The 12,800-nt window shown below is 73.0% G+C and carries 8 protein-coding genes; 5 read left to right on the plus strand and 3 right to left on the minus strand.

Annotated elements, in window-relative coordinates; all coding sequences use genetic code 11:
- Nucleotides 1-95 precede the first annotated feature (95 nt).
- Complete coding sequence (locus ACIQ9E_RS03155) at nt 96-1,223, plus strand: LuxR C-terminal-related transcriptional regulator (protein WP_403701037.1); 1,128 nt, start codon at nt 96-98, stop codon at nt 1,221-1,223.
- Between the two features lie 146 nt (nt 1,224-1,369).
- On the opposite strand, the gene ACIQ9E_RS03160 is transcribed toward ACIQ9E_RS03155, so the two are convergent.
- Together ACIQ9E_RS03160 and sph are read right to left on the minus strand one after the other, a co-directional pair.
- Complete coding sequence (locus ACIQ9E_RS03160) at nt 1,370-2,449, minus strand: S1 family peptidase (protein WP_403701040.1); 1,080 nt, start codon at nt 2,447-2,449, stop codon at nt 1,370-1,372.
- Between the two features lie 279 nt (nt 2,450-2,728).
- The gene (sph, locus tag ACIQ9E_RS03165) at nt 2,729-3,742 is read right to left on the minus strand and encodes a sphingomyelin phosphodiesterase (RefSeq protein ID WP_403701043.1); all 1,014 of its coding nucleotides are present in this window, start codon (nt 3,740-3,742) and stop codon (nt 2,729-2,731) included.
- 266 nt (nt 3,743-4,008) lie between these two features.
- On the opposite strand from sph, the gene ACIQ9E_RS03170 reads away from it, so the two are divergent.
- The 4 genes from ACIQ9E_RS03170 (at nt 4,009) to ACIQ9E_RS03185 (ending at nt 9,969) form a co-directional block, all read left to right on the plus strand.
- On the plus strand, nt 4,009-4,500 hold the full coding sequence (locus ACIQ9E_RS03170) for an ATP synthase F0 subunit B (RefSeq protein ID WP_006345450.1): 492 nt from the start codon (nt 4,009-4,011) through the stop codon (nt 4,498-4,500).
- 326 nt (nt 4,501-4,826) lie between these two features.
- Nucleotides 4,827-6,845: a Xaa-Pro dipeptidyl-peptidase gene (locus tag ACIQ9E_RS03175; RefSeq protein WP_403701046.1), complete on the plus strand. Its 2,019-nt coding sequence runs from the start codon at nt 4,827-4,829 to the stop codon at nt 6,843-6,845.
- Nucleotides 6,842-8,146: a M14 family metallocarboxypeptidase gene (locus tag ACIQ9E_RS03180; protein WP_403701049.1), complete on the plus strand. Its 1,305-nt coding sequence runs from the start codon at nt 6,842-6,844 to the stop codon at nt 8,144-8,146. Before ACIQ9E_RS03175 ends, ACIQ9E_RS03180 begins: the two co-directional genes overlap by 4 nt.
- 104 nt (nt 8,147-8,250) lie before the next feature.
- On the plus strand, nt 8,251-9,969 hold the full coding sequence (locus ACIQ9E_RS03185) for a BCCT family transporter (protein ID WP_403701052.1): 1,719 nt from the start codon (nt 8,251-8,253) through the stop codon (nt 9,967-9,969).
- A gap of 339 nt (nt 9,970-10,308) precedes the next feature.
- Here the strand turns inward: ACIQ9E_RS03185 and ACIQ9E_RS03190 are convergent, their stop codons facing one another.
- The gene (locus tag ACIQ9E_RS03190; protein ID WP_403701055.1) at nt 10,309-12,777 is read right to left on the minus strand and encodes a Tex family protein; all 2,469 of its coding nucleotides are present in this window, start codon (nt 12,775-12,777) and stop codon (nt 10,309-10,311) included.
- Nucleotides 12,778-12,800: the final 23 nt, after the last annotated feature.

Here is a 12,800-nt window from a genome sequence, read left to right on the forward strand (position 1 = left end):
GGGGAGGTGAGCCGAGTACGATCCTGTCCTCGTTCCCTGGCCGAAGACATCCCCCTTTGCTGGGAGAGCGGCCGACGGGCTCGTATGGTAGTCCGATGGCATCGTTCCGTGAGATCGAGCGCCGGACCCTCGCGGCCATCGCCGAAATGGGCCGTGCCGGGCTGCCCTTGGACGAGTTCTTCCTCCGGGTCCATGCCCTGCTGAGGCCCGTCCTCGGCTACGACGCCGGCTGCTGGCACGATGCCGACCCGGTCACGGGCTTTCTCACCTCGACGTTCTCCCAGGACCTGCCGCCCGTGGGCTTCGAGCACGCGGTCCATCTGGAGGCGTGGTCCGACGATCCCACCCGGTTCGCCAGCATCCGGGAGGCGGGCCGGCTGGCCGATTCGGTCCACCGGGCCACCGGTGGGCATCCCGAACGGAGCATCCGCTACCGGGAACTCCTCCAGGACCTCGGCTTCACGGACGAGCTGCGGCTGAACCTGGATGCCCAGGGCGGGCGGTGGGGTGCGGCGGCGCTGATGCGGGGTGGGGGAGCCCGCCCGTTCGGAGCGCGGGAGATCCGCTTCGCGGAGCGTGTCGCGCGCACCGTTGCCGTGGTGCTGCGGGACGCCGCGACCGCCGCTCCGGGGCCCGAAGGGCCGCCGTCCGTGCCCGCCGTACTGCTGATCGGGCCCGGCGGGAAGCTGGTCAGCGCCGACCCGGGGGCGCAGGAGCTGCTGGCGGCCCTCGACGAGGAGATGACCCGCCCGGCCGGGGTGCCCACCGCCGTGGTGATGGTGGCCCAGTGGGCCCGAGCCGATGCGGGCGGCGGCGGCACCGCGCCCGGCGCCTGCGCCCGGCTCCGCGGACCGAAGGGCGAGTGGCTCTCGCTGCACGCCTCCCTGCTGGACGGCCGCGCCGACGGCCATGTGGCGGTGGTCGCCCAGCCCGCGTCCCCCACCGACGTCATGCCGCTGGCCCTGCTGGCGCACCGGCTGAGCGACCGGGAACAGGAGGTCGCGCTGCAAGCCGTCCGGGGCTGCAGCACCCGGGAGATCGCCCTGAACCTCTTCCTCACGCCCGCGACCGTGCAGGACCATCTGAAGTCGGTCTTCACCAAGACCGGGGTACGGAGCCGGCGCGAGCTGGTCGCCCTGCTGACGGCCCCCCACGCGGCTTCCCTGCGCCGCCCACCGGAGGGCGCGACCCTTGCGGGCCGGGCTTCCGCCGGGTCTCCCTGATCCTGTCGGATCCCGCCCGGCCCGCGCCGGGGGTGACCGCGCGTCCTGACCGCCACCGGGCCCACGGCGCGGGCCCGCGTTCACCGGTGGTTGCCCCGGGGCGGCACGCGGACCCGTCACCGGCCGCGCGCCGCCCCCGCCGCCGCTCAGTACACGGTCACCCCGTAGACCGACAGGGCCTCCCGCACCGGCTGGTGGATCGCGGAGCCGCTGGTCCCGGAGCAGCCCGAGCTGCCCGAGTGGATACCGAGCGCGGTGGAGCCCGAGAAGTGGGCGCCGCCGCTGTCGCCGCCCGCGGAGCAGGCGGTCGTCCGGACCATGTTGTAAACGGGGCCGTCGCTGTAGTTGACGGTCACGTTCACGGCCGTGACCGTGCCGCTGGTGACCCTCGTGGTCGACCCGCTCTTCTGGATCGACTGGCCGACGATGGCATCGGCGGCCGACACGATGTCCTGGGATCCGCCGTTGTAGAGGTTGACCGTGCCGGGCGGTACGTCGGTGCCGTCGTAGCGGACGATCCCGTAGTCGTTGGTCGGGAAGCTGGTCCCCTCGCGCAACCCGATCTGCGGTCCGCCGGACACCGCCGACCAACTGCTCGCCACATTGGTGCAGTGGCCCGCGGTGAGGAAGTAGCGGACGTTGTTCCTGACCACGTTGAACGCCGCCGAGCAGCGGTAGCCGCCGCCGTAGATCGCGTCCCCGCCGTTCACCTCCTTGGTGAAGGCGCCGGGTACGCGCTCGATGCGGACGGCATCGCCCAGTGCGGCGGCCACGGTGCGCAGCCGCGCCAGGGAGCGGACGCTCAGGGACTGGTCGGCCTCGACGACGACCTGGTTGGCCGAGGGGTCGATACCCCACGACGTCCCCGGGATCTTCGCCCGGGACTCCAGGACGCCCATCACGTCCTCCAGTTGTGCCGTGGACCGCTCGACCACCCGGGCCCGGGCGCCGGAGGCACGGACCTCGTCGGCGGCCGCCGCGTCGGTGACGGCGACGGTCAGCTCTCCCGTACGGGTGTCGAGGTAGGAGCCCGCGCCGCGGTCGCCGAGCGTCCGCTCCAGCTCGGCGTCGAGGGCGTAGGCGGTGGCGGACGCGGCGACGCCGGGCCCCGGAGCGGGGGCGGGGGCCGGTCCGGGAGCGGCGTTGGCGGCGCCCGCCCCGATGCCCGCCGCGGGCAGGGTCAGCAGAACGGAAAGGGCGATGCGCACACCGAACGTGCGTCTCATGGGGGTGGTCTCCTTCGCAGCGATCCTCGGGTGGATTGTGGGGGTTTGCGAAGAGCAGTGTGGACCGGACCAGGCCCGGGTCGCCGCATCAATGTGGCATGCCCCTGTCAGTTCTACAAGGGCGTGCGGTGGTGCGCCCGGGGCTCGCGGGAGCCCCGGGCGCCGTAGGCCTGACGGTCCGTCGGAACCGGCCGGCGGCGGTCCGCACCCGATGGGCCCCCGGGCGCGGACCGCTCCCGGGCGGCCCGCCGGGCCGCCCGGGAGCCCGTACCGGCGTGGTCAGCGCCCGGACGCGACCACCGGATGGTGGTCCGACAGATGGGTGTACGTGTACGTCCGCCCCCAGCTCGTCACGGTCCACGGCGCGCTCCGCGCGGCCACGGTCTCGTTCGTCCAGCCGGCCGGCCGGGCGTGTCCGGCCCGGTGGAGGACATGGTCGAGATCCTCGCTCGGCTCGTCCGGATAGCGTTCGGCCGCGATGGAGTTGCCCGTGGTGTCGAAGGAGTACGGATACCCGGCCCGCCCGTCCGCGTCCGCCAGTCCCGCTTCGGCGAGCATCGCCGCGTACTCGGGCGCGTGCCGGTCCACGTTCAGATCGCCTGCCACGATCACCTGCTCCGCCGCCGGAATGCGCTTGGCGTCGAGGAACGCGTCCAGCTCACGGAACTGCCGGGCCCGGACGGCCGCGGCCGCCCCGGCCGCACAGCCCGGGTCCGTCGACTGCGCGTGGGTGCCCACGATGTGCACCCGGGCCCCGTTCACATCGAGGACCGCGTACACGAAGCCCTTGTTGGACCACCAGTCGGCGCCGCAGGCGTCCGCATAGACGTACTGCTCCTTGCGGACCACCGGCCACCTGCTGAGCACGGTCACCCCGCCGTCCTCGGGGGTGGCCGCGGAGTACGCCCCGCCGGTCGCGTCCCAGCCGGACCGGCTGCGCCCCAGAACCGGTGTCCGGTGCGGGTACTCGCCCTCCGCCCGCCGCATCAGCAGCTCCGAGGAGGAGTTGTCGAACGCCTCCTGGAGCACGACCACGTCCTGGCCGCGGAAGAAGGGCGCGGCGGGTATCTCCGTGGCCCGGTGGTCCTGCCCCCGGTTGGGATAGAGGGCCTTGCTGAACAGGAAGGTGTTGTACGTCAGCACCTTCAGGCCCGGGACGGCGGTCTCCGGCCCGGCGGCGGCCGGCGCAGCGGCGACCGGGGGAGCGGCAGCCGTGAGGGTGGCGGCGGCGAGTGCCGCCGACACGGCCGCGGCGGCGGCGCGGCGGGGCAGGGGCAGGGGGAAACGAGGCACGGTGACTCCTGGACTCATCGGTCGGGGCTCACGGGCGAAGATCGTCAGGACCATCCAAGCAGCTCCGGTTACCACTGGGTAATGACCGGGTGCCGAGTTGATTGCGGGCAACGGTAGGATTGACCCAGCCCGCCGTCGCGTCCCGCGCCCGCGCGGGCGCGCGGCATGCTCCCCCGGACAAGGGAGGAATGGCGCGCCTCCGGCAGGCGACTGACCGGACAGCGACGGAACACCCCGGACACCTACGGACAAGGCAGGACGAGCCCTTGAACGACAAGCTTCTTCCCCTCGACATCGGTCCGCTCAACCCCACGGGCTGGGGCCTTGTCATCGGACTCGTGGCCTTCGCGCTCGTCTACGCCGTGCTCGCGGGCCGGCTGCTGCCGCGCGCCGCCGCCGTGATCGCCGAGCGCGAGGCGAAGACGCAGGGCGTCATGGACGCGGCCGACGAGGTCCGCGCCGAGGCCGAGGACATCCGCGCCCAGCGCGAGGCCATCCTCGCCGAGGCCCGCCACGAGGCGGCCCACACCCGCCAGCGCGCCCACGAGGAGGGCACCGCCCTGATCGCCGCGGCTCGCGAGGAGGGCCTGCGCGAGAAGGAGCGCATCGTCGCCGAGGGCGCCGCCGCCATCGAGGCCGAGCGGGTCGTCGCCGAGGCCGCGCTCCGCTCCGACGTGGACGCCTGGGCGCACTCCCTCGCCGAGCGCATCGTCGGCGAGCCGGTCCCGGGCCCCGAGGGCCGCGGTACCAAGAGCTGACACCCGGTACCGGCCTCCGGGCCGCAGACCGACGCATCGCACGCCCGTGCGGGAACCTCGCGTTCCCGGCACGGGCGTCGTGCTTTCCCGGCCCGCCCACCGTGCCCCCGGTCCCGACTGCCCGGTCCCGCCCACCGCTCCTGACCGCCCGGTCCCCTCCACCGAGCCCCGGCCCCGTCCGCCCCCGGAATCCCCGCCACCTCCCCCCGAATCCCGCCCCGAACCACCCCGGAATCGCCACAGAAACGCCCTTCCGCCCCACCTGCCACCCTGACCTCATCGTCGCCCTCTGTTGCTCCACGGTTCCCGGGAGTACGGTCCCGCCCATGTCGACATATGCGCGGGGTACCCGCTTGACGACGTACAGATCACTCCTCGCGGCCTCGGTTGCCGCCCTGATGGCCATGACCCTCGCCCCGGCGGGCGCCGCCGCCGCGACCGGGCCCGCGACCGCGGCGACCGCGGCCCGGGAGAGCAGACCCGTCTACTCCTACTCCGACGCCGTCCGTGAATCCGTCTGGGTCGACACCCGGGTCGACGGCGACGGCGACGGCCGCTCCGACCGGGTCGCCGTTGACATCGTCCGGCCCCGGGAGGCCGCCGCCCAAGGCCGCCGTGTTCCGGTGATCATGGACGCCAGCCCGTACTACGCCTGCTGCGGCCGCGGCAACGAGGGCCAGCGCAAGACCTACGACGCCAACGGCAACCCGGTCCAGTTCCCCCTCTACTACGACAACTACTTCGTCCCCCGCGGCTACGCCTTCGCCGCCGTCGACCTCGCCGGGACCAGCCGCTCCGACGGCTGTGTGGACGTCGGCGGGCGCTCCGACGTCCTCTCCGCCAAGGCCGTGGTCGACTGGCTGAACGGCCGGGCCCGCGGCTACACCACCCGTACCGGAGCCGACCGCGCCCGAGCCGACTGGTCCACGGGCCGTACCGGAATGATCGGCAAGAGCTACGACGGCACCGTCGCCAACGGGGTCGCCGCCACCGGAGTCGACGGACTGGAGACCATCGTCCCCATCGGCGCGATCTCCTCCTGGTACGACTACTACTTCGCCCAGGGCGCCCCGCTCTTCGACTCCGGCCCCGACTGGCTGTCGAACCGCGTCGAGAGCCCCGAGGCCCGTACCCGCTGCGGCGCCGTCCAGCAGCGCATCGTCGACGGAGCCCCGCGCTCCGGCGATCTGACCGGGTTCTGGGCCGAACGGGACTATGTGTCCGGTGCGGACCGGGTGAAGGCCAGCGTCTTCGCCGTCCACGGCATACAGGACCTCAACGTCCGCGGCAAGCACTTCGGACAGTGGTGGGACGCCCTGGCGAAGGCGGGCGTCGAGCGGAAGGTATGGCTCTCCCAGGTCGGCCACGTCGACCCCTTCGACTTCCGGCGGGCCGACTGGGTGCGGACCCTGCACCGCTGGTTCGACCACTACCTCCTCGGCTACGACAACGGCATCGACGACGAACCCATGGCCGATGTCGAACGCGCCCCCGACCAGTGGTCCACGGACCGGGTCTGGCCCCCGTCCGGCACCCGCGCCACCACCCTGCGGCCCGGCAACGGCACCGCGCCCGGCGTCGGCACCCTCTCCCTGCGGCCCGCCGGCCCCGGCGCCGCCGAATCCTTCACCGACGCGCCGCAGCTCGACGAGATCGACTGGGCCGCCGCGATCGACCGCTCCACCACCGCCAAGGCCGGCTTCATCAGCAAGCCCCTCAGCCGCGATCTGCGGCTCTCCGGCTCCGGCAAGGTCACCGTGACCGCGACGCCCACCACCACGAGCGCCCATCTCTCGGCCGTCCTGGTCGATCTCGGCCCCGCCACCATCCGGGACTACGCGGGCGCGGGCGAAGGCATCACCACCCTCACCGACCGCACCTGCTGGGGAACGAGCACCCCCGGCGACAGCGCCTGCTACAAGGAGACCAGGGCCGCCACCGCCGACGTCGGCTTCACCGTCTTCAGCCGCGGCTGGGCCGACCTCGGCAACCACGCCTCGGACGCCGTCGGCCGCCCCCTGACCCCCGGCAAGAAGCACACCATCACCCTCGACCTGCACGCCACCGACCATGTCGTCCCGGCCGGCCACCGGCTCGCGCTGATCGTCGCCGGTACCGACCGCTATCTGATCGAACCCCCGGCGAGCACCCCCACCCTCACCCTCGACCTGGCCCGCACCCGCGCCGATCTGCCCCTGGTGGGCGGCGCCGCCGCCTTCGCCCGGGCCACGTCCGGCACCCCCGCCGGCGATACCGCCGCGACGACCCCGCGCAGGCCGGGCCCGGCCGACTCCGTCACCGGCCCGCGTCCGATCGACCCGATCCCCGGAGACCACCGCCGATGAACCCGCGTATCCGCGCCCTTATGACCGGGGCGGCCGCCGCCGCACTCGCCGCCCCGCTGCTCACCACCCCTGCCCGGGCCGCCCACGACGCCGATGACACAGCACCCCGCCCGCCGCGCACCGGCTTCGAAACCAGTGCCGGCGCCCGCTGGACCGGCCAGCCGGAGGAGCAGTCCTTCCTCGCCGCCGTCGACCGGGGCAGCGACCGGGTCTCGGTAGCCCGGATCGGCACGACGAAGCAGAACCGGCCGCTCCAGCTCGTCACGGTCGGAAACCGGTACGCCGACAGCACCGTGCTGCTGATCTGCTCCCAGCACGGCGACGAACCGGCGGGCCGGGAGGCCTGTCTCTCCACCGTCCGCGACCTCGGCTACGCCCGGGACCGGGAGACCCGGCGGCTGCTCGACCGCACCCGGATCCTGGTCGTCCCCACGGCCAACCCGGACGGCAGGGCCGCCGACACCCGCGGCAACAGCGACGGCGTCGACATCAACCGCGACCACCTCGCCCTGAAGACCGCCGAAGCCCGGACGGTCGCCGCCGTCCTGCGCGACCAGCGCCCCGATATCGTCTACGACCTGCACGAGTACGGCGCGACCCCCCGCTACTACGACAAGCAGCTGTTCGACCTCTGGCCCCGTAACCTCAACACCCACACCAAGGTCCACGAGGAGTCCCGGAAGCTCTCCGCGGAGTACGTCCGCCCGGCCGCGCACGCGGCGGGCTACCACACCGGCACCTACGGCATCTGGACCGACCCGGAAACCGGCGAACCGATCCGGCAGGTCGCGGGCGACGGACAGGAGCGGATCCTGCGCAACGCCACCGGGGTGAAGAACGCGATCGGACTGCTCATCGAGAGCCGGGTCGACGCCGTCACACCGGAGGAGCAGGCCGACGAGTCGGTCAACAACCGGCGCCGGGTGGGAAGTCAGCTCGCCGCGCTCGACGGGCTGTTCTCGTACGCCGACGAGCGCCGCGGCCGGATCGACGCAGCCACGGCGGCGGCCCGTACCGCCGGATTCCGCGACCGCGGGCCGGTCTACCTCGGCGGCGCCGACAACGACCCCGCGACCCCGGAGGAGACCCTCGCCCCACCGCCCTGCGGATACCGGCTCGACGCCGCCCAGTGGAACGACGTACGCGACGAACTCGCCCTGCACGGGGTCGCCGCGCTGCCCGGCCGCGACGGCGGGGCCCGGGTACCGCTGCGGCAGTCGAAGCGGCAACTCGTCCCCCTGCTGCTGGACGCGCGTGCGACGTATCACCTGACGAAGGGACAGCCCGTCACGAGCTGCTGAACCGGGCCCGTCGAACGGGCCTGTTGCGCCCGGCGGCACCGGGCACCTGTGGTAGGGCATAACCGAGGCAAACGGAGCGAATCCGGTCATGTCTCGTCTACCGCATGAAAGGTGTACCTGTGTCGCACGGATCCACCCCCGACGACCGGGGGGCCCGGCCGGTCACCACCGAGCCCCCCGGACTGCCCCAGCCCCACGGGCGGCCCGTCACCGACCGGATCGTCTTCGGTGTCGCCGCCGTCCTCACCCTCGCGTTCGTCGTCTGGGGCGCGATCGCCACCGACGCCCTGGAGAAGGTCTCCAGCACCCTCCTCGAATGGCTGATCAAGAACGGCGGCTGGGCCTTCGTCCTGGCCGCCTCCGGATTCGTCGTCTTCGCCCTCTGGCTCGCCATCAGCCGGTACGGGAGGATCCCGCTGGGCGAGGAGGGCGCGGCGCCCGAATTCCGTACCGTCTCCTGGGTCGCGATGATGTTCAGCGCGGGTATGGGCATCGGCCTGATGTTCTACGGGGTGAGCGAACCTCTCGCGCACTTCCTGTCGCCCCCGCCCGGCACCTCCCCGGGCACCCCCGGCGAGGCCATGCAGATCGCCATGGCCACCACCCTCTTCCACTGGACCCTGCACCCCTGGGGGATCTACGCGGTCGTCGGACTCGCCATCGCCTACAGCACTTTCCGCCGCGGCCGCCGCCAGACCATCAGTGCCGTCTTCGAGCCCCTGATCGGCGCCCGCCGCTGCGCGGGCGGCACCGGTCGTGTCATCGACATCCTGGCGATCTTCGCCACGCTTTTCGGGTCCGCGGCCTCCCTGGGGCTCGGCGCCCTCCAGATCGGCAGCGGCATCACCGAACTCGGCTGGCTGGACACCGTCGGAACCACCCTGCTGGTGAGTGTGATCGCGGTACTCACCGCCGCCTTCGTGGTCTCCGCGGTCTCCGGTGTGGAGCGCGGTATCCAGTGGCTCTCCAACACCAATATGGTCCTCGCGCTGGTGCTGGCGCTTTTCGTCTTCATCGCCGGGCCCACCGTCATCGTGCTCGACCTGCTGCCCACCTCCATCGCCGCCTACTTCGCGGAACTGCCGCAGCTCGCCGGACGCACCGAGGCGACCGGCGGCCAGGCCGTCGCCGACTGGCTGAGCAACTGGACGGTCTTCTACTGGGCCTGGTGGATCTCCTGGACGCCCTTCGTCGGCATGTTCATCGCCCGGATCAGCCGCGGCCGGACCATCCGCCAGTTCATCGGCGGGGTCATCCTCGTCCCCAGTACGGTCAGCCTGGTCTGGTTCGCCGTCTTCGGCGGCACCGCGATGAAGCTGGCCGAACGCGAGAAGATCGGCGACGAAGCCACCCCCGAGGCCCAGCTCTTCGCCGTCCTCCAGCAGTATCCGATCCCCACCGCCACCAGCATTCTGGTGATGATCCTGGTCGGGATCTTCTTCGTCTCGGGCGCCGACGCCGCGTCCGTCGTCATGGGCACCCTCTCCCAGTACGGCACCTTCGAACCGGCCCGGCTGGTCGTGGTGTTCTGGGGCATTGTCACCGGCGCGGTCGCCGCGATCATGCTGCTGATCGGCAACGGCGAGGGCGATGCGCTCGCCGGACTCCAGAATCTGACCATCCTGGTCGCCGCGCCGTTCGTGGTCGTGATGATCGGCATGTGCGTGGCCCTGATGCGCGATCTGCGGCACGACCCCCTGATCGTCCGCAACGAGGTCGGCACCGAGGCCATGGAGTCGGCCGTGATCGCGGGCCACGAGAAGTACGACGGCGACTTCGAGTTCCGCATCGGCCCGGGCCCCTCGGGCCCGCCCGGCACCTGAACGCCTGAGCCGGGATCTGCCGGGGGAGCGGGTACCCGCCGCCCCGGGCAGCGGAGAGCCGGGCTGCGGGGATACCCCCGGCCCGGCGGCCACCCGGCCGGAACGTCTCGCGTGCCCCGCACGGTCGTGGATCGTTCTCCGCAGCCCGCAGCCCGCAGCCCGCAGCCCGCAGCCCGCAGCCCGCAGCCCGCAGCCCGCAGCCCGCAGCCGGGCCGTCCTTGACCGGCGGTCCCTGTCTCCCGCCCCGGCCGGGGCCGTTACGGAAGGCGAGCAGCCCCCCGGGCGCGCCACCGGACGCCCCGCCCCGCCCCGCCCGGGAGCGGGGCGCCCGGCGCCGTATCAGCGGCGGCGGTCCGGGCCCGTGAGGCCCGCGCGGCGGAGGGCGTCCGCCATCGCGCTGTTCGCGGGCGGCGGGGCCTGCCGGTCCCGGCCGCGGCCGGCACCGTCACCCCGGCCCCCGCCCTGACCGCCCTGGCCCTGACCGTTCCGGCCCTGGTCGGCCTGTCCGCCGCCCCGGCGCTGCTGCGGCCGGCCGCCGCGCTCACCGCCCTCGCCGCGTCCGCCGCGTTCGCCGCGGGCCTCGCGCTCCCGCCCGCCGCCCTGCCGCGGGGCCTGCCCCGCCGCATCGTCGTCCAGACGGAGCGTCAGCGAGATCCGCTTGCGCGGGATGTCGACGTCGAGCACCTTCACCTTCACCACGTCACCCGGCTTCACCACGTCCCGGGGATCCTTCACGAAGGTCTTCGACATCGCCGACACATGGACCAGACCGTCCTGGTGGACACCGACGTCCACGAACGCGCCGAACGCGGCCACGTTCGTCACCACACCCTCCAGGACCATCCCCGCCGCCAGATCGCCGATCTTCTCCACACCCTCCTTGAAGGTGGCCGTCCGGAATGCCGGCCGCGGATCCCGGCCGGGCTTCTCCAGCTCGCGCAGGATGTCGGTGACCGTCGGCAGACCGAAGGCGTCGTCCACGAAGTCGGCCGCCCGGAGCGACCGCAGCACACCCGCGTTCCCGATCAGCGAGGCCACCTCCCCGCCCGTCGTCTTCACCATCCGGCGGACCACCGGATACGTTTCCGGGTGCACGCTGGAGGCATCCAGCGGATCGTCACCGCCGCGGATCCGCAGGAAGCCCGCGCACTGCTCGTACGCCTTCGGCCCGAGCCGCGCCACGTCCTTCAGCGCCCGGCGGGAGCGGAACGGGCCGTTCGAGTCGCGGTGCGCCACGATGTTCTCGGCCAGCCCCGCGCCGATGCCCGACACCCGCGACAGCAGCGGCGCGGACGCCGTGTTGACGTCGACACCGACGCCGTTCACACAGTCCTCGACGACCGCGTCGAGGGAGCGCGACAGCTTCACCTCGGACAGATCGTGCTGATACTGGCCGACGCCGATCGACTTGGGGTCGATCTTCACCAGCTCCGCCAGCGGATCCTGGAGCCGCCGGGCGATGGAGACCGCCCCGCGCAGCGAGACGTCCAGACCGGGCAGTTCCTGGGAGGCGAACGCGGACGCCGAGTACACGGACGCGCCCGCCTCGGAGACCATCACCTTCGTCAGCTTCAGCTCCGGATGGCGGGCGAGCAGCTCCGCCGCCAGCCGGTCCGTCTCCCGGGATGCCGTGCCGTTGCCGATCGCGATCAGCTCGACCGCGTGCTCCCGGGCGAGCCGCGCCAGCGTCGCCAGCGACTCGTCCCAGCGGTTCGCAGGCACATGGGGGTGGATCGTGTCGGTGGCGACGACCTTGCCCGTCGCGTCCACCACGGCCACCTTCACGCCGGTACGGAAACCGGGGTCCAGCCCCAGCGTGGCCCGCGTCCCGGCGGGCGCGGCCAGCAGCAGATCCCGCAGATTGGCCGCGAAGACCCGGACCGCCTCGTCCTCGGCGGCCGTCCGCAGCCTCAGCCGCAGGTCGATCCCGAGGTGGACCAGGATCCGGGTGCGCCACGCCCAGCGGACCGTGTCCGCCAGCCAGCGGTCCGCCGGACGGCCCCGGTCGGCCACCCCGAAGCGCCGCGCGATCGCGTTCTCGTACGCGGTCGGTCCCGGATCCCCGGAGGGCGCGTCCGGTTCCAGCGCCAGGTCGAGGACCTCCTCCTTCTCGCCCCTCAGCAGCGCCAGCACCCGGTGCGACGGCAGCTCGGTGAACGGCTCCGCGAAATCGAAGTAGTCCGCGAACTTGGCGGCCGGGCCCTGCGTCGCGTCGCCCTTGCCCTCCCGCACCTTCGACCCCAGACGCCCCCGCGTCCACATCCGCTCGCGCAGCTCGCCGATCAGGTCCGCGTCCTCCGAGAACCGCTCGGTCAGGATCGCCCGCGCGCCCTCCAGCGCGGCGGCCGGATCGGCCACGCCCTTCTCCGCGTCCACGAACGCCGCGGCCGCGGCCGCCGGCTCCACCGACGGGTCCGTCAACAGCCCGTCGGCCAGCGGCTCAAGACCGGCCTCCCGTGCGATCTGCGCCTTCGTCCGGCGCTTGGGCTTGAAGGGCAGATAGATGTCCTCCAGCCGGGCCTTGGTGTCGGCGGCCAGGATCCGCGCCTCCAGCGCATCGTCCAGCTTGCCCTGTTCCCGTACGGATTCCAGGATCGACTTCCGCCGGTCCTCCAGCTCCCGCAGATACCGCAGCCGCTCCTCCAGCGTCCTCAGCTGGGCGTCGTCCAGCATCTCGGTCGCCTCTTTGCGGTACCGCGCGATGAAGGGAACCGTCGACCCGCCGTCCAGCAGCCCCATGGCCGCCACGACCTGCCGCTCCCGTACGCCGAGCTCCTCGGCGATCCTGCCTTCGATGGACATCGTCACGGTTCCCCGACTCGCCTTCTCGT

The organism is Streptomyces sp. NPDC094448, from assembly GCF_044763775.1.
Lineage (GTDB): Bacteria > Actinomycetota > Actinomycetes > Streptomycetales > Streptomycetaceae > Streptomyces.